This is a genomic window from Micromonospora luteifusca, from assembly GCF_016907275.1.
In the GTDB taxonomy this organism is placed as follows: domain Bacteria; phylum Actinomycetota; class Actinomycetes; order Mycobacteriales; family Micromonosporaceae; genus Micromonospora; species Micromonospora luteifusca.
In genome coordinates, this window is the sequence record NZ_JAFBBP010000001.1 from 2,141,983 (window position 1) to 2,158,812 (window position 16,830).

The window sequence follows — 16,830 nt, forward strand, 5'->3', positions numbered from 1 at the left end:
TCGGTCCATCCGCAAACCCACCCGGCCCGCGCCGGGCCGAGCATGAGGACGTACGCATGTACTTCACGGACCGTGGCATCGAGGAACTGGTCGAACGCCGAGGCGACGAGCAGGTGACCCTGGAGTGGCTCGGCGAGCGCCTGCGCGACTTCGTCGACCTCAACCCCGACTTCGAAACCCCCATCGAACGCCTGGCAACCTACCTGGCCCGCCTAGACGACCCCGACGACAACGACGCCTAACAGCCCCCCACCCCCACCCCTGGCCCACCCCCACCCCTGGCCCACCGCCCACCGCCCACCGCCGTTGGCCCACACCGGTGATCATGAAGTTATGCGCGCGTGTCGTCGGCGTGTCGACCCATAGCCTCATGATCACCGGGGACAGGGCGGGGGCCGGGCGGGGGCCGGGGGCCGGGCGGGGGCCGGGGACAGGGCGGGGGCCGGGAGGGTGCCGGGAGGGCAGCGCGCGGGGGTGGGGCGGGTGGAGGGGTTGGGTGGGGGTCTTGCGATCTAGGGTGGGGTTGTGGCTCGCAGTGTGTATCTGACCAGCGTCGGTTCGGGCGGGGGCAAGTCGACCATCGCCCTCGGGCTGGCGGAGTTGCTGTCCCGTCAGGTCGGGCGGATCGGCGTGTTCCGGCCACTGGTCGCCGACACCGGTCCGGACCCGATCCTCGCCCTGCTCAGTGAGCGTTACCGGGTCGAATTGCCGCTGGCCGAGCTGGCCGGGGCGACCTACGCGGAGGCTACCGCCCTGGTAGCCGACGGCCGACGCGCGGAGCTGATCTCCGCCGTCGTCGAGCGGTACCGGGCGGTGGAGCGGCAGTGCCCGGCGGTGGTCGTGGTGGGCAGCGACTTCGACGAACCAGGCGACCCGGCCCATCCCCGCGAGTTGGCTTTCAATGCCCGGCTCGCCACCGAGTTCGGCAGCGTGGTGGTGCCGGTGGTGGATGGCTTCGAGCAGGAGCCGGAGGCCATCGCGGCGGCGGTTCGCGGGGCGTACCACGATTTGGCCGACCTGGGCGCGACGGTGCTCGCGGTGATCGCCAACCGCGTGCCCGGGCCGATGACGCTGCCCGACCTGCCGGTCCCCGCGTACGCCATCCCGGAGGTGCCGAGCGTGTCGGCGCCGACGGTGGCCGAGGTGGCAGCGGCGCTCGGCGCCACCCTGCTGGCCGGGGACGACGCCGCGCTCGGGCGGGACGTGTTGGATTTCGTGGTCGGCGCGGCGCATGTGCCGACCCTGCTCAGCCACCTCACCGAGGGCGCCTTGGTGATCACTCCTGGGGACCGGGCCGACCTGCTCGTCGCCGCGAGCGCCGCGCACGTGGCCGGGCAGGTGTCGGTGGCCGGGCTGGTGCTCACCCTGGGCGTTCAGCCCGACCCGAGGGTCATGCGGCTGGTGGAGGGGCTGAACACGGGGCTGGCGGTGCTGTCCGTGCGCAGCGACAGCTACGACACGGTGGCCGCGTCCAGTCGCATCGAGGGTCGGCCCAGTGCGGCGAATCCCCGCAAGGTGGAGGCCGCGCTCGGCGCGTTCGAGCGGTGCGTGGACACTGACGACCTGGCCCGCCGGTTGCGGGTCAGCCGGTCGACGCGGGTCACCCCGCTGATGTTCGAGAACGAGCTGATCGACCGGGCCCGCTCGCGGCCCCGGCACCTGGTGCTGCCGGAGGGCAGTGAGGAGCGGATCCTGCGTGCGTCGGAGATCCTGCTGCGTCGTGGGGTGGCCGAGCTGACGCTGCTCGGCCGACCGGACGACATCGCGCGGCGGACCCGCGAGCTGGGCATCGACCTCGGTGACGCGAACGTGGTCGACCCGGTCAGCAGCGAATGGCGGGACGATTTCGCGGCCGAGTACGCCCGGCTACGCGCCCACCGGGGCGTCACCGCTGAGTTGGCGCACGACATCGTGGCCCAGCCCAACTACTTCGGCACGCTGATGGTGGCGACCGGACGAGCCGACGGCATGGTCTCGGGTGCCACGCACACCACCGCCGCGACCATCCGACCGGCGTTCGAGATCATCCGTACCGTGCCGGACGTGTCGGTTGCCTCCAGCGTCTTCTTCATGCTGCTCGCCGACCGGGTGCTGGTCTACGGGGACTGCGCGGTCAACCGCGACCCGGATGCCGCCCAACTCGCCGACATCGCGATCTCGTCGGCCGACACCGCCGCCCGGTTCGGCATCGAACCCCGGGTGGCCATGCTGTCGTACTCCACCGGCAGCTCCGGTGCCGGCGCGGACGTGGAGAAGGTCGCCTCGGCCACCGCGCTGGTCCGGGAACGCCGGCCCGACCTGCTGGTCGAGGGGCCGATCCAGTACGACGCGGCGATCGACCCGGCGGTGGCGGCGACGAAGTTGCCGGGCAGCCCGGTCGCCGGCCAGGCCACGGTCTTCATCTTTCCGGACCTGAACACCGGCAACAACACGTACAAGGCGGTGCAGCGCTCCGCCGGGGCGGTCGCGGTCGGCCCGGTGATGCAGGGCCTACGCCGGCCGGTGAACGACCTGTCCCGTGGCGCTACCGTGCCGGACATCGTCAACACGGTGGCGATCACCGCCATCCAGGCGGCCACCGAGGAGGCCTCGTGAGTCGGGTACTGGTGCTCAACTGCGGGTCGTCGTCGGTGAAGTGGCGCCACTACGACGGTGACCGGACGCTCGACCACGGCACCGTCGAGCGGGTCGGTGAGCCCGGCGGCGGCCCGGCGGACCACGCCGGTGCGGTCCGCCAGATCCTGGACGGGCTGGACCTGACCGGGCTGGCGGCGGTGGGGCACCGAGTGGTGCACGGCGGCCGGAAATTCAGCACGCCGGTCCTGGTCGACGACGCGGTGCTGGCCGCGATCAAGGATCTGGTGCCGCTCGCCCCGCTGCACAACCCGGCGAACCTGGCCGGCATCGAGGTGGCCCGCGCGGCGCTGCCGGACGTTCCGCAGGTCGCCGTCTTCGACACCGCGTTCCACCACACCCTGCCGGAGGCCGCCGCGACCTACGCGATCGACCGGGACACCGCCGAGCGGTACGACATCCGCCGGTACGGCTTCCACGGCACCTCGCACGCGTACGTGTCCCGCCGTACCGCCGAACTGCTGGGCCGCCCGTACGAGCAGCTCAACACGATCACCCTGCATCTGGGCAACGGGGCCAGCGCCTGCGCGGTGGCGAACGGTCGCAGCGTCGCCACCTCGATGGGCATGTCCCCGTTGGAGGGGCTGGTGATGGGCACTCGCAGCGGCGACCTGGACCCGGCGGTGATCTTCCACCTGCGCCGGGAGGGTGGGCTGTCGGTGGACGACATCGACGACCTGCTCAACCACCGCAGCGGCCTGCTCGGGCTGAGCGGCGCCAACGACATGCGCGAGGTGCTGCAGCGCCGGGCGGCCGGGGACAGTGCGGCGGAGTTGGCGTTCGACGTCTACTGCCGGCGGATCACCGGCTACGTCGGGGCGTACTACGCGCTGCTCGGTCGCGTCGATGCCATCGCCTTCACCGCCGGGGTCGGCGAGAACGCCGCGCCCGTCCGGGCTGCCGCGCTGACTGGCCTGGACCGGCTCGGCATCGCCGTGGACGATGCCCGTAACGACGGCGACGGCGACCGGGTGATCTCGCCCGGCGGCGCGGAGGTGAGCGTCTGCGTCATCCGCACCGACGAGGAACGGGAGATCGCCCGGCAGGCCCGGGACGTGGTCGCGGGCCGCTGAGGAAGCTCCGGTCAGCGCAACGCGAGCCAGGCGACGACAGCCACCACCAGCACCACGACCACCGCACCGACGATCAGGGGGATGCGGGACGGGGTCGGCGTCGGCGCTGCCGCTTCCGGCGTCTCGCTGAAGGCGCGGAAGGCCGCGGTGTTGCCGCTGGGGTCGGTGTAGTTCTCAGGCATGCCGGTGACCCTAGCGAAACGGGTCACGCGGCACCGCCCCCGGCCCACGTCGTCCCAGGTTGGACCCGGCCGGAGGAAACGACCCGACCGGGTGGCGGGTGCAGGCGGGCCGGACGGCGGGGCCGTTACGCCCACCCGGGCACCTACCGTGGAACGATGGGGGCGGGACGACTGATCGCTGTGCTGATGACAACACTGCTGGTTGGTTGCGCGCCGACCACGGCCGGCACCGACGGGTCGCCGTCGGCGCGTCGGGCGCCCGAGGGGTCGTACGCCGTCGGCGTGCGTACGCTCACCCTCGATCCGCGCTCGTCGCGCCCCCTGCCGGTGACGATCTGGTTTCCGGCCGCGGCCGACGGGGTGGCCGACGGGCGGTTCCCGGTGGTGATCTACAGCCACGGGCTGCACAGCCGGCCCGACCTGCACGCTGGCCTGACGACCCGCTGGGTGGCGGCCGGTTTCGTGGTGGCCGCTCCCGCGTTCCCGCACACCCGGCAGGGTGCCGCCCAGTTCAACCGGGACGACGTACGCAACCAGCCCGCCGATGGTTGGCGGCTGATCCGACACCTGAGCCGCCTCGACCGAAACCGTGCGGATCCCCTCGCCGGCCACCTGGATCTGTCGTCGATTGCCGCCGCCGGACACTCGGCGGGCGGCTTCACCACGTCCGGCATGTTCAGTCAAGGGCACTCGGCCCGGCTGCGCTCCGGGATCGTGATCGCCGGCGGTGGGTTGCCCGGCAGCTTCGCCGGGCCGGCCGCACCGGTGCTCTTCGTGCACGGCACGGCCGACGCGGTGGTGCCGGTGACGGTCGGCCGGGCGGCGTACCGGCGTACTCCCGGGCCGGCCTCGTTCCTCAGCGTGTTGGGGCAGGACCACGGCGCATACCTCACGCCCGGCAACCCGGGGTTCGCCCCGGTTCTCGCCACCACCACCGATTTCCTCCGCTGGACCCTCTACGGCGACCAGTCGGCCGGCACCCGCCTCGCCGCCGACGCCCACACGCCGATGACCAGCTACGAGTCCCGACCGGCCAGCTGATCGGGCCGCGCCGCTACGGTGGTCCGGTGGACGAGCACGCGCGCCGCCAGTTGGCGAGCATCGCCGAGGTGCTCACGGTGGCCGGGGCAGACGGCATCCCGGTATGGCTGCGCGGCGGCTGGGCGATGGACTTCCACCTCGGCGCGGTGACCCGCCCCCACGTCGACGTCGACTGGTACTGCTGGTCGGAGGACGCGGACCTGCTCGCCACGGTGCTGCTGGCCCGAGGTTGGCGTCCCGACCCTCGGATGCCGGCGGAGTTGCAACTCGACGTGTTCGCGGGCGACGTCGAGGTCAGCTTCGCGTACCTGGGTCGGGACGACGCCGGCCGGCCGACGGTGGGTGCCGGGCCATGGGCCGGGACTCCGCTGCCGGCCGGGATGCTGGACGCGCCACCCGGGCGGATCGGCGCGCTCAGCGCGCCGATCATCTCCGTGCCGGCGCAGATCGAGTTCAAGCAGATGTACCCGGTGTGGATGCCGGAGCGTCCGCGCCGGCCGAAGGACGCCGACGACCTGATCCGGCTGCGTGCCAGCCCTGGCCCGGGACGAACCGGTACAACCCCAACGCCGCCTTCCCGCCGCGCTCCCTGACCGACCCTGCACGACGGCGGCGCCAACTCGCCGAACGCGCCGCGGCCGGACACCAGGTGTGCAGGGGCGGACACCGTGCGCCGAACTTCGCCGGTCGTGCCGACCAGACAGGGCACAATCGGATTCATGTCGCGTCGCGTCACCCCCGCCCTGCTGGCCAGCGCCGTACTCCTGGCCGGGCTCGCCGGCTGCTCGGCGGACACCCCACCGGGCGAGCGCTGGCACGCGCCGGTCGAGCCACCGACGGCCGCCGCCACGCCGACGCCGCAGGTCCCGGCCGGGACCGCCCCCAAGCGCGCCTTCGCAGTCGGCGTACGCCAACTGAAGCTGGACCGGGACGGCCGTGCGCTGCCGGTGACGCTCTGGTATCCGGCGGCCGGGGAGGCCGGCGGCGCGGCGAAGCAGTTGGCGTCGGCCGCGAACGGCCGCTTTCCCGTGGTGATGTTCAGCCACGGCCTGGGCGGGCGGCCGGACGACTACGCCACCCTGCTGACCCGGTGGGCGGCGGCGGGTTTCGTGGTGGCCGCGCCGGCCTTCCCGCACACCTCCCGAGGCGGCGACGGCAACGTTCTCGACGTGCTCAACCAGCCGGCCGACGTGTCGTACGCGCTGACCCAGGTGCTCGCGCTGAACGCCAAGCCCGACGAGGAGTTGCACGGCCGGTTGGACGCCGAGCGAGTGGCCGCGGCCGGGCACTCGGCTGGCGGGGTGACCACGATCGGCCTCTTCACCGCCAGCCGGGACGAGCGGCTGGACGCGGGCGTGGTCTTCGCCGGCACGGCGCTCGGCGTGGGCACCGCGTTCGCCGGCGCGTCCGCGCCGCAACTGTTCGTGCACGGAGAACTGGACGAGGTGGTCGACTACGCGGCGGGCAAGGCCGCCTACGACAAGGTGCCCTGGCCAAAGGCGATGCTGAGCCTGCCGAAGGGCGACCACGGGCGGGCGCTGCTCAGTGACGGCGCGACACTGCGAGTGGTCTCGGACACGTCCGTCGAGTTCCTCCGCTGGTCACTCTACGGCGACGCGGCGGCCAGGAAGCGCATCCCCACCGATGCGACGCGCGGCGACATCGCCACCTTCGACGATCATCTCTGAGTCCCGCGCGTCGGCCGCCTCCAGATCCGCACAACATCCAGGAAACAGTGGTATCCCGCGACGCTGAGGCCACTGTTTCCATGATGTTGTGCGGATCTTGCGGGCGGGGCGTCGGGCGCGGCGTCAGGGCGGGGCGGCGGGGCAGGGCGTCGGGGCGCCCCGCAGATCAGGCCGTGTGGTCGATGACGACCTTGCCGAAGGCGTCGCCGGAGTGCAGGCGGGCGAAGGCGTCCTCGACACGGCTGAACGGAACGACGGAGTCCACCACCGGGCGCACCTCGTTGTCGGAGCAGAACGCCAGCAACTCGTACAGCTCGCCGGGGGTGCCCATCGAGGTACCCAGGATCTCCAACTGCATCGCGAAGACCCGGCGCAGGTTGATCGCCGGCTCGTGCCCGGCGGTCGCGCCGGAGACCACGATCCGGGCCATCGGCGCGGCCGACTTCAGCGAGTGGTCGAAGGTGGCCGCGCCAACCGTCTCGATCACCACGTCGACCCGTTCCGGCAGCCGGGCACCGGGTTCCACGGCGGTAGCGCCGAGGGCCGAGATCCGCTCCCGCTTGCCGGCGTCACGGCTGGTGGCGTACACCCGCTTGCCCATCGCGACGGCGAGCGCGACGGCCGCGGTCGCGACGCCACCGCCCGCGCCCTGGACCAGCACGCTGTCGGCGTCCGCGACACGGCCCTTGGTGGTCAGCATCCGCCACGCGGTCAGCCAGGCCGTGGGCAGGCACGCCGCGTCGGTCGCCGTCATGCCGTCGGGCAGCGGGATCAGGTTCGATCGGGGTACGGCGACCCGCTCGGCGAGGGTCCCCGCGAAGTGCTCGGAGAGGATGGAGACCCCGCGTGGGTCACCCCGAGTGACCACCACCGGGTACACGACCACCGGGTGACCCTCCGGGTCGGCACCGACCGCGTCGCAGCCGAGGATCATCGGCAGTTGGGCCTCGGTGAGCCCCACCCCGCGCAATGACCAGAGGTCATGGTGGTTGAGCGAGGTGGCCCGCAACTGCACGGTCACCCAGTCGTCGGCCGGGTGGGTCGGCTCGGGCCGCTCACCGACGGTGAGGGCGGCGAGCGGATCGGCGTCGTCGAAGCTGGAGGCGAAGGCGGCACGCATGATCGGCACGGTAACAAGCTGAGCGCCCGTTAAGAAGGTGCCCGTCCGTGTGGGCCTTGTGTCGGGCGCTAGCGGCGGGCGACGCCGTCGCGTCGGGCGGCTTCGGCGACCGCCTCGGCGACGGCCGGCGCGACGCGCGGGTCGAGCGGCGAGGGGACGATCGCGTCGACGGTCAACGACTCGGCGACCACCCCGGCGATGGCGTCCGCGGCGGCGACCTTCATCGCCTCGGTGATCCGGGTGGCGCCGGCATCCAACGCACCACGGAACACCCCCGGGAACGCCAGCACGTTGTTGATCTGGTTGGGGTAGTCGCTGCGACCGGTGGCGACCACCGCGACGTGCCGCGCGGCGACCTCAGGGTGCACCTCCGGCGTCGGGTTGGCCAGCGCGAACACGATCCCGCCGGGTGCCATTCCGGCCACCGCGGTCTCGGGGATCTGCCCGCCGGAGACCCCGATTAGGACGTCCGCGTCACGCAGCGCCTCGGTGATGTCGCCGCGGCGGCCGTCCGCGTTGGTGAGCTCCGCCAGCTCGGCCTTGGTGCCGGTCAACTCGGTCCGGTGCCGGCCGATGATGCCCTTGGAATCGCAGACCACCACCTGGTCGGGATTGACACCCCCGGCGATCAGCATCTTCGTCACCGCCACCCCGGCTGCGCCCGCTCCGCTCACCGCCACCCTCAGGTCACCGAGCTTGCGGTTGAGCAGGGTCGCGGCGTTGCGCAGCGCGGCGAGCACCACGATCGCGGTGCCGTGCTGGTCGTCGTGGAAGACCGGAATGTCCAGCGCCTCGTCGAGCCGTCTCTCCACCTCGAAGCAGCGCGGCGCGCTGATGTCCTCCAGGTTGATCCCGCCGAACGAGGGGGCCAGCGCCCGCACCACGGCGACGATCTCGTCGACGTCCTGGGTGTCCAGGCAGACCGGCACAGCGTCCACCCCGGCGAACTGCTTGAACAGCACCGCCTTGCCCTCCATCACCGGCAGCGCGGCGCGTGGGCCGATGTTGCCGAGCCCGAGCACCGCCGAGCCGTCGGTGACCACCGCGACCGTGTGCGACACCCAGGTGTATTCGTCCACCAGGGCGGGATCGGCGGCGATCGCCTCGCACACCCGAGCCACCCCCGGCGTGTACGCCAGGGAGAGATCTTCCCGGCTGGTGAGCGGCACGGTCGAGGCGACGGCCATCTTGCCGCCCCGGTGCAGCAGGAAGACGGGATCGGCGGGGTCCACGGTGGACGAAGACATGGTGGTGACTCCAGGATCTGTCGAGCAGACGGGGCGGCCGGCCCTACCGCGGAGTGGGCGGCGAGCGGTGGCACGCGGTGCAGGGGGTCACCCGGGCACTTCCGAGCATAGTGTCGACACTGCCACTCGGATGTGAGCGGGGTCATAACAGTCGACGACGAACCCGGCCGGGGCGCGGCCAGTAGCGGGCCACGACCCTTGCCCGCACGTCGGCCACCCCGTACGCCCGGGAGTCATCGGTGATCAGGTCGTTGTCCCCGCGCAGCCACCAGCCGCCGTCCTGTTGCCGGACCGCCCGCTTCACCACCAGCAATTCGGGGCGGGTGCGGAAGACCGCGACCACCACGTCCCCGGGTCGAATCGGGCGGCCATTAGGACGCACCAGCACCGCGTCACCGTGCCGCAGCGTCGGCGCCATGGACGGACCGGTCACCAGAACCGCGGTCAGCGGCCTCCGCAACCGCGGCACCTCAGCCGGGTGATCGGTTCCCACTGGTTTCACCTCCACCCGGCCTGGGGAGCATTCCCAGGAGTAATGTCGCCTTTGATCATCGCAAACTTCCCATGGAGGATCCTGATGCGATTTCCGCGCATCCTTGCGCCCCGCGTCATCGCGAGCGCTCACTGCGACCTGCCGTGCGGTGTCTACGACCCGGCTCAGGCCCGGATCGAGGCCGAATCGGTCAAAATGATCTGCGAGAAGTACCAGGCAAACACCGACCCGGAGTTCCGCACCCGCGCCGTCATCATCAAGGAACAGCGCGCCGAGCTGGTCAAGCACCACCTGTGGGTGCTCTGGACCGACTACTTCAAGGCCACGCACTTCGAGAAGTACCCGCAGCTGCACCAGCTGTTCAACGAGGCCACCAAGCTCGCCGGCGCCGGTGGCGTCAAGGGCAGCCTCGACCCGGCCACCGCCGACAAGCTGCTCGCGAAGATCGACGAGATCTCGAAGATCTTCTGGGAGACCAAGAAGGCGTGACCTCACCGGTCATACCGACGATCCGGCCGGCGCGTCCCGAGGACGTGCCGGCCATCGTCGCCATGGTGCACGAGCTGGCGGAGTACGAACGCGCCTCCGACCAGTGCCATCTGACCGCCGAGCAGTTGACCTCGGCCCTGTTTCCCACTGTCCCAGGTCGCGGCGCGGCGGCGGACGCGCCGAGCCCTACGGCCGCTCCGGCGCTCTTCGGTCACGTCGCGGTCGACGAGCACGACGAGCCGATCGGCTTCGCGCTGTGGTTCCTCAACTTCTCCACCTGGGCCGGCGTACACGGCATCTACCTGGAGGACCTCTACGTCTCCCCGGCCGCCCGCGGCACCGGGGCGGGTCGGCTGCTGCTCGCCACCCTGGCCGACATCTGCGTACGACGCGGCTACCGGCGGCTGGAGTGGTGGATGATCAACTGGAACCCGGCCGCCGGGTTCTACGCCTCGATCGGCGCGGAGCAGATGAGCGAGTGGATCCCCTATCGGCTCAGCGGCGACGCGCTGCGCCAACTGGCCAATCAGGCCACCGCCGCCGGCACGCGTACCGACGACCGACCGGGTAGAGTCCCCGACCGGGGGGATGAGGCGTGACTCAACTGACTGGCCAGCCAGTGACCGACGACGTGGTGCACCTCACGGTGCCTGCCGACGGCGGTTATCTTGGCGTGCTCCGTACCGCCACCGCAGGTCTCGCGGCCCGGTTGCAGTTCGCGCTCGACGAGATCGAGGATCTGCGGATCGCGGTCGACGAGGCGTGCGCCATGCTGCTCGCCATCGCCACCCGTGACGCCGAGTTGGAGTGCCGTTTCGCGGTCACCGAGGACGCGTTGACCGTCGAGGTGACCGTGCCGACCGTGCGTGGTGCCACGCTGCCCGCCGAGTCGTCCTTCGCCTGGAAGGTGCTCACCGCGCTGACCACCTCGGCATCCGCCACGGCCGCCGACGGTCGGGCCACGATCGCGCTGCTCACCCGACGCTCCGGCGGCTACTGACCGGCCCAGCACACGCCGGCAGGGTCACTCGAAGCCGAGGGCCCGGGTCGTCGGTGGGCTGACCAACAGCCAGCTGACGCCCAGGCCGAGGGCCATCAACGGCACACCCAGCCAGCCGAGCCCAGCCTGGATCATGAACCACCCGATCGGCAGCAGCATCAGCTGAAGCACGATCGCGGGGGCCCGTGCGCCCGCCTTGCGGCGCAGCAGCGCACGGCCCAGCGCCCAGAGCACGACCGCGGCCCCGGCGGCGAAGGCGGTCACCAGCAACGCCGACGTCAGGTCGGTGGTGGTGGCCGTGAGGTCGGCCCAGACCAGCCAGGCCGCGAGCAGCCCGACGACGGCCGCTTCCGCCCACAGCAGCCGGACCGCCCAGCGGAGCGTGACGGGAAACGGGGCCGAGTCGATGGTCACGCGCGCCACGATACCCGGGCTACCGGAAGGTACAGTGCCGCCCATGCGGGCCGTCCTGGTGGTCAATCCAAAGGCCACCACCACCAGCGAACGCAGCCGGGACGTGCTCGTCCGGGCGCTGCGCAGCGAAGTCGACCTCAGCGTGCGCTACACCCGTCGGCGCGGGCACGCCATGGCGTTGGCCCGGGAGGCCGCTGCGGAGGGCGTCGACCTGGTCGTCACCCTGGGTGGCGACGGCACCGTGAACGAGGTGGTGAACGGTCTGATGACGGCCGAACCCCCGCTGGGCGCCGACGATGCAACGATGGCCGAGCGGCTGCCCGCGCTGGCGACCGTGCCGGGCGGGTCGACCAACGTGTTCGCCCGTGCGTTGGGCCTGCCCCGGGAGTGGCCGGAGGCGACCAGCATGATCCTCGAAGGGTTGCGCCTGGGCCGGAGCCGAACGGTTGGGCTGGGCCGCGCGGACGACCGCTACTTCACCTTCTGCGCGGGGTTCGGCCTGGACGCGGCCGTGATCCACCGGGTGGAGCAGGCCCGGCGGAAGGGTCGGGTGTCCACGCCGTCGCTCTATCTGCGCTCGATCATGAACCAGTACTTCTTCGCCTCGGACCGACGGCATCCGGCGATCGTCCTGGAGCGTCCGGGCGAGCCGGCGGAGGCTGAGCTCGCCACCGTCATCATCCAGAACACGGCGCCGTGGACGTACCTGGGCGACCGGGAGGTCAACCCGAACCCGGCGGCGTCGTTCGACCTCGGGCTGGATGTGCTGGCGTTGCGTCAGCTCCGGGTGGCTAGCACAACACGGACAGTGACGCAGTTCCTGTCCCGGCAACCCGATCCGCGCGGTCGGCAGGTGTTACGACTCCATGACTCGGCGGAGTTCACGCTGCTCTCCAGCCGTCCACAGGCGTTCCAGCTGGACGGCGACTATCTCGGCGAGCGGGAGAAAGTCAGATTCACCTCCGTTCCCGCCGCACTGAGAGTAATCTGCTAGGTCTCGGGTACTGCCCTTGGTCGACACGGTGACCGCGACCGCATCGGCCGGCCACCGCCACACCGAGGGGCAGGTGCCGGAAATGTCAGCAATGTCACGCGGACTGTACTATATTGATCCTCGGCTGTGGCACGGCGGGTAACCAGGAAAGCACTGGAACCCGGACAAATGGGTTGTGGGCTTGCTCACCGCCCGGAGTTTTTCCGAGCGTCACCCTTGACATCGCGACTGTTCGTGAAAGTATTCACAAGCGAACTTGAGTTACCGGGACATTGCCTGGATATGCTCGTCAGGTTGAGCTGTTCCAGCAGGTCCCCGGGCGCTAACCGCCTGCTCACGCACTGCCGAATGGACGAGCGCTAACTGTCACCGTCGGCACTGCGGATGCATATAGGAAAAGCACGACCAAGCAATTGTTGCCACCCATCCAGAATGAGGAGTGTTGCCGCCATGGACTGGCGTCACCATGCTGTCTGCCGCGACGAGGACCCGGAACTGTTCTTCCCGATTGGGACGTCCGGACCGGCTCTCCTGCAGGTCGAGCAGGCCAAGGCCGTCTGCAGGCGCTGCTCCGTGACCGACCAGTGCCTGCAGTGGGCACTCGAGTCGGGTCAGGACGCCGGCGTCTGGGGCGGAATGAGCGAGGAGGAGCGGCGCGCTGTCAAGCGGCGCGGCGGCCTCCGGGTGCTGCGCGCTCACTCCGCCTGATCCCCAACGACACAGCTGCACGCCCCGGTGGGTTCGCCCGCCGGGGCGTTCCGCTGCCCGGCACAAGAACTTTCGCGCCGTCACCCTGACGGTGTCACTCCGCGCCCGTCGGGCTGGTCATCGACCCGGCGCAGCACCAACCCGACCAACTCCGGTGCGTCGGTCAACGGCGCGGCGACCGCCACCGCGCCGGCCCTGCGGGCAGCCTCGGTCACCGCATCGTGGAACAGACCCGGCGCCAGGAAGTACGCGGACACCGCGACCCGGCGTGCGCCGGCCGCCCGCAGCCGGGACACCGCCACGCCGGCCGCCGGTGGAGCCGCCGAGGCGTACGCCACCCGGCAGGGCACCCCGAACTCCTCGCCGAGAGCATCCGCAACCCGGCCCACCGAACGGCGCGCCCGCGCGTCCCTGGTGCCCGCAGCGGCCAACACCAGTGCGTCGAACCGGCCCGGCTGCGCCTCACCGAGTCGACGGCGCAGCCCGGCCAGCAGCCCAGGGTCGACCGTCCCGTCCGCCGGGCCGAGCACGTCGGTCACCCGTACCGCCAGCGGTGGCCCGGCCTGCGCCGCCGCGGCGACCGCCGCCGGAATGTCCACCCGATGGTGGTACGCGGCGGTCAGCAGCAGCGGCACCAGCACCGCCCGGCGGTGGCCGGCCACCGCCAGGTCGCGCAGCACCTCGGTCGGCCCCGGCTCGGTGTGGTCCAGCCAGCTCGCCCACACCGGGGTGCCCGGCCGGGCGGCCGACACGGCCTGGGCCAGCGCCCGGGTGGCGTCGGCCGCTCGTGGATCACGGCTGCCGTGCGCGACCAGCACCACCGGGTCGGCCCCGCCGACCGCCGAGGGGCCGGTGGGGGTCGTCGCCGGGGAGGTCAGACGTGCAGCCCGCACTCGGTCTTCTCGAACATGGCCCAACGGCCGGCCCGCGCGTCCTCGCCCGCCTTGGTCCGGCGCGTGCACGGCCAGCAGCCGATCGACCCGTAGCCCTGCTTGAACAGCTCGTTGACCGGCACGTTGAAGCGGGCGATGTAGGCGTCCACGTCCCCCTGGGACCACGCCGCGATCGGGTTGACCTTGACCTTGGCGCGCCGCGCGTCGAAGGTCACCACCGGTGTGTTGGCCCGGGTCGGCGACTCGTCCCGACGCAGGCCCGCGGCCCAGGCGTCGTACCCGGTCAGTGCCCGCTCCAGCGGCTCCACCTTGCGCAACTGACAGCAGTCGTCCGGTGACTTGTTGAACAGCCGGGGGCCGTACTGGCCGTCCTGCTGGCCGACGGTGAGCCGGGGCCGGATCGACCGGACGTTCACCGGGAGCGTGCGGGCGACCTCGTCGCGCACCCGTAGCGTCTCGGGGAAGTGCAGGCCGGTGTCGAGGAAGACCACGTCCACCCCCGGGGCCACCCGGGACACCAGGTGGGCCAGCACGGCATCGGCCATCGAACTGGTGACGCAGAACCTGTCCCCGAAGGTCTGCGCCGCCCAGCGGGCGATCTCCAGCGCCGGGGCGCCCTCCAGGTCCCGAGCCGCCTGCTCGGCCAGCGACCGCAGCTCGTCCGGATTGCGCCGGGCCGGATCGGCCGGCGTCGGACCACCCGGACCGACCAGGCGCAGGCCGGTGGCGGAGACGAGGCTCATCGGGTCACCGCCCGCGAGAGCAGCCCGGTGAACTTCACCGAGAAGACCCGGGTGCAGGCGTGGCACTCCCAGGCGCCGTGCCCCGCCTCGTGCGGCCGCAGGTCTTCCTCGCCGCAGTACGGGCAGTACAGAGGTGCCGCTCGGTTCTCGCTGCTCACCGCAGTTCCTCCTCGTCGACTCTGATCACCCAGTTGGCGAAAGTCTCGCCCTCGCTCCGGCCGGCCAGGTAACGGCGGGCCAGCCGTTCCACGTACTCCGGAAGCTCCTCGGCGGTGGTCTTCAGGCCGCGTAGCTTGCGGCCGAAGCCGGCGGTCTGCCCCTGGGCCATGCCCAGCCCGCCGCCCAGGTGCACCTGGAAACCCTCCACCTGCCGACCGTCCGGGCCGACCACCAACTGGCCCTTGAGCCCGATGTCGGCCACCTGGGTACGCGCGCACGCGTTCGGGCAGCCGTTGATGTGGATGGAGATGTCGGCGTCGAAGTCGCGCAGCCGCTGCTCCAGCCGGGCCACCAACTCCTCACCGCGGGCCTTCGTCTCGACGATGGCCAACTTGCAGTACTCGATGCCGGTGCAGGCCATCGTGCCGCGCCGCCACGCCGACGGCCGGGCCTCCAAGCCGATGCCGCGCAGCGCGTCGACCAGCGACTCCGTCCGATCCGTCGGCACGTCGAGCACCAGCAGCTTCTGGTACGGGGTGAGTCGTACCCGGTCGCTGCCGTGCGCCTCGACCACGTCGGCCAGTTGGGCGAGCTGCTTGCCGGAGACCCGCCCGACGACCGGGGCGGCGCCCACGTAGTGCCGCCCGTCGGCCTGCTCGTGCACGCCCACGTGGTCGACCGGCTTCGACGGCAGGGTCGGTGCCGGGCCGTCGAGCAACGTCCGGCCGAGGTAGTCCTTCTCCAGGACCTCGCGGAAGCGCTCCACACCCCAGTCGGCCACCAGGAACTTCAGCCGGGCCCGGTTGCGCAGCCGGCGGTAGCCGTAGTCGCGGAAGATCCCGACCACCCCGGCCCATACGTCGGGTACCTCGGCCAGCGGCACCCAGACGCCGAGCCGCTGGGCGAGCATCGGGTTGGTGGAGAGACCCCCGCCGACCCAGACGTCGAAGCCGGGACCGTGCTCGGGGTGGTCGACGCCCAGGAAGGCGATGTCGTTCGACTCGTACGGGGTGTCCACCAGCCAGGAGATCGACGTCTTGAACTTGCGGGGGAGGTTGGAGAACTGCTTGTCCCCGACGTACCGGGCGACGATCTCGTCGACCGCCGGGGTCGGGTCGAGCATCTCGTCGCGGGCCACCCCGGCGACCGGGCTGCCCAGCACGATCCGCGGGCAGTCGCCACACGCCTCGGTGGTTTGCAGGCCGACCGACTCCAGCCGGCGCCAGATCTCCGGCATGTCCTCGACCCGGATCCAGTGGAACTGGATGTTCTGCCGGTCGGTGATGTCGGCGGTGTCCCGCGCGAACTGCCGGGAGATGTCCGCGATCACCCGCAACTGGGCCAGGCTGAGTTGGCCGCCGTCGATGCGGACCCGGAGCATGAAGAACTCGTCCTCCAGCTCGTGCGGCTCCAGCACGGCCGTGCGCCCGCCGTCGATGCCCGCTTTGCGCTGGGTGTAGAGGCCCCACCAGCGGAACCGGCCGCGCAGGTCCTGCGGGTCGATGGAGGCGAAGCCGCGGTGGGCGTAGATGGTCTCGATTCGGGCCCGGACGTTCAGCGGGTCGTCGTCCTTCTTGATCCGCTCGTTGGGGTTGAGCGGCTCGCGGTGGCCGAGCGCCCACTGACCCTCACCCCGTGGGCGGCGCGGGGCCCGCGCCGGGCGGGCCGTCGGGCCCTCGGGACGGGCCGGGGTGCTGCTGACCGCCATCGCGGCGTCCTCCGTTGTCTGCTGTGCCTCGGGCGTGCGCGGGGCGCGGCGGCCGGCCCGGCGAAGCGGGCGGGACAACGGTGTCTTCAGACAGCCGGCGCGGAGCGCGCCCGAGACGGATTGGTCGGGCGTCGTCAGTCGGCCGGACAGATCGCGCTGAACACGCGGCCGTAATCGACGTGGCGACGGGCCACGAAGCGGCGGACGACAGCGGCGGTCATGGGGCCATGCTGCCACACCGCAT

At 71.7% G+C, this 16,830-nt stretch carries 20 protein-coding genes; 11 read left to right on the forward strand and 9 right to left on the reverse strand.

Translation table 11 applies throughout. The features are described 5' to 3' along the window. The first annotated feature begins 56 nt into the window (after positions 1–56). The 3 genes from JOD64_RS09260 (at position 57) to JOD64_RS09270 (ending at position 3,707) form a co-directional block, all read left to right on the forward strand. Positions 57–242, forward strand: a complete 186-nt coding sequence (locus JOD64_RS09260; protein ID WP_204941863.1) for a DUF6104 family protein — start codon at positions 57–59, stop codon at positions 240–242. Between the two features lie 283 nt (positions 243–525). Beyond that, complete coding sequence (gene pta, locus JOD64_RS09265) at positions 526–2,595, forward strand: phosphate acetyltransferase (RefSeq protein ID WP_204941864.1); 2,070 nt, start codon at positions 526–528, stop codon at positions 2,593–2,595. After that, positions 2,592–3,707 (forward strand): acetate/propionate family kinase, encoded by a 1,116-nt coding sequence (locus JOD64_RS09270; protein WP_204941865.1) that lies wholly within the window; start codon positions 2,592–2,594, stop codon positions 3,705–3,707. The genes pta and JOD64_RS09270 overlap by 4 nt, the downstream gene beginning before the upstream one ends. A gap of 11 nt (positions 3,708–3,718) precedes the next feature. Here the strand turns inward: JOD64_RS09270 and JOD64_RS09275 are convergent, their stop codons facing one another. After that, entirely contained in the window at positions 3,719–3,889 is a 171-nt protein-coding gene (locus JOD64_RS09275) for a hypothetical protein (RefSeq protein ID WP_204941866.1), read from the reverse strand. A gap of 156 nt (positions 3,890–4,045) precedes the next feature. Between JOD64_RS09275 and JOD64_RS09280 the strand changes: the two genes are divergently transcribed. The 3 genes from JOD64_RS09280 (at position 4,046) to JOD64_RS09290 (ending at position 6,618) form a co-directional block, all read left to right on the forward strand. After that, positions 4,046–4,930: an alpha/beta hydrolase family protein gene (locus JOD64_RS09280; RefSeq protein WP_204941867.1), complete on the forward strand. Its 885-nt coding sequence runs from the start codon at positions 4,046–4,048 to the stop codon at positions 4,928–4,930. Between the two features lie 26 nt (positions 4,931–4,956). Further along, positions 4,957–5,523: a nucleotidyltransferase domain-containing protein gene (locus JOD64_RS09285; RefSeq protein ID WP_204941868.1), complete on the forward strand. Its 567-nt coding sequence runs from the start codon at positions 4,957–4,959 to the stop codon at positions 5,521–5,523. A 126-nt stretch (positions 5,524–5,649) separates the two neighbouring features. Beyond that, a complete protein-coding gene (locus JOD64_RS09290; RefSeq protein ID WP_204941869.1) occupies positions 5,650–6,618 on the forward strand; it encodes an alpha/beta hydrolase family protein in 969 nt (322 codons plus the stop codon). Positions 6,619–6,784: 166 nt separating this feature from the next. Here the strand turns inward: JOD64_RS09290 and JOD64_RS09295 are convergent, their stop codons facing one another. The 3 genes from JOD64_RS09295 to JOD64_RS09305 form a co-directional block, all read right to left on the reverse strand. Continuing rightward, positions 6,785–7,747, reverse strand: coding sequence for a zinc-binding dehydrogenase (locus JOD64_RS09295; protein ID WP_204941870.1), 963 nt, complete (start codon positions 7,745–7,747; stop codon positions 6,785–6,787). A 59-nt stretch (positions 7,748–7,806) separates the two neighbouring features. Next, positions 7,807–8,985, reverse strand: a complete 1,179-nt coding sequence (locus JOD64_RS09300; RefSeq protein ID WP_204941871.1) for an NAD(P)-dependent malic enzyme — start codon at positions 8,983–8,985, stop codon at positions 7,807–7,809. Between the two features lie 142 nt (positions 8,986–9,127). Further along, positions 9,128–9,478: a S24/S26 family peptidase gene (locus tag JOD64_RS09305; protein WP_307813308.1), complete on the reverse strand. Its 351-nt coding sequence runs from the start codon at positions 9,476–9,478 to the stop codon at positions 9,128–9,130. An 84-nt stretch (positions 9,479–9,562) separates the two neighbouring features. On the opposite strand from JOD64_RS09305, the gene sodN reads away from it, so the two are divergent. From sodN to JOD64_RS09320, 3 genes are read left to right on the forward strand one after another with little or no spacing between them, the layout of a single operon-like run. Next, on the forward strand, positions 9,563–9,967 hold the full coding sequence (gene sodN, locus JOD64_RS09310) for a superoxide dismutase, Ni (protein ID WP_204941872.1): 405 nt from the start codon (positions 9,563–9,565) through the stop codon (positions 9,965–9,967). Continuing rightward, a complete protein-coding gene (locus JOD64_RS09315; protein ID WP_204941873.1) occupies positions 9,964–10,566 on the forward strand; it encodes a GNAT family N-acetyltransferase in 603 nt (200 codons plus the stop codon). The genes sodN and JOD64_RS09315 overlap by 4 nt, the downstream gene beginning before the upstream one ends. After that, on the forward strand, positions 10,563–10,967 hold the full coding sequence (locus JOD64_RS09320) for an ATP-binding protein (protein ID WP_204941874.1): 405 nt from the start codon (positions 10,563–10,565) through the stop codon (positions 10,965–10,967). Before JOD64_RS09315 ends, JOD64_RS09320 begins: the two co-directional genes overlap by 4 nt. A gap of 24 nt (positions 10,968–10,991) precedes the next feature. On the opposite strand, the gene JOD64_RS09325 is transcribed toward JOD64_RS09320, so the two are convergent. Then, positions 10,992–11,426: a hypothetical protein gene (locus JOD64_RS09325; RefSeq protein ID WP_239559466.1), complete on the reverse strand. Its 435-nt coding sequence runs from the start codon at positions 11,424–11,426 to the stop codon at positions 10,992–10,994. Here JOD64_RS09325 and JOD64_RS09330 point away from each other — a divergent pair. Then, on the forward strand, positions 11,425–12,375 hold the full coding sequence (locus tag JOD64_RS09330) for a diacylglycerol/lipid kinase family protein (RefSeq protein ID WP_204941876.1): 951 nt from the start codon (positions 11,425–11,427) through the stop codon (positions 12,373–12,375). The genes JOD64_RS09325 and JOD64_RS09330 overlap by 2 nt on opposite strands. Positions 12,376–12,825: 450 nt before the next feature. Continuing rightward, positions 12,826–13,083, forward strand: coding sequence for a WhiB family transcriptional regulator (locus JOD64_RS09335; protein WP_007072794.1), 258 nt, complete (start codon positions 12,826–12,828; stop codon positions 13,081–13,083). Positions 13,084–13,163: 80 nt separating this feature from the next. Here JOD64_RS09335 and JOD64_RS09340 read toward each other — a convergent pair whose 3' ends face one another. Genes JOD64_RS09340 through JOD64_RS09355 form a run of 4 tightly spaced genes read right to left on the reverse strand, consistent with a single transcriptional unit; the run spans position 13,164 to position 16,586 of the window. After that, the gene (locus tag JOD64_RS09340) at positions 13,164–13,976 is read right to left on the reverse strand and encodes a sirohydrochlorin chelatase (protein WP_372434109.1); all 813 of its coding nucleotides are present in this window, start codon (positions 13,974–13,976) and stop codon (positions 13,164–13,166) included. After that, a complete protein-coding gene (locus JOD64_RS09345; RefSeq protein WP_204941877.1) occupies positions 13,958–14,719 on the reverse strand; it encodes a phosphoadenylyl-sulfate reductase in 762 nt (253 codons plus the stop codon). The genes JOD64_RS09340 and JOD64_RS09345 overlap by 19 nt, the downstream gene beginning before the upstream one ends. After that, a complete protein-coding gene (locus JOD64_RS09350) occupies positions 14,716–14,877 on the reverse strand; it encodes a hypothetical protein (protein WP_167393614.1) in 162 nt (53 codons plus the stop codon). Before JOD64_RS09350 ends, JOD64_RS09345 begins: the two co-directional genes overlap by 4 nt. Continuing rightward, complete coding sequence (locus JOD64_RS09355; RefSeq protein WP_204941878.1) at positions 14,874–16,586, reverse strand: nitrite/sulfite reductase; 1,713 nt, start codon at positions 16,584–16,586, stop codon at positions 14,874–14,876. The genes JOD64_RS09350 and JOD64_RS09355 overlap by 4 nt, the downstream gene beginning before the upstream one ends. Between the last annotated feature and the right edge of the window lie 244 nt (positions 16,587–16,830).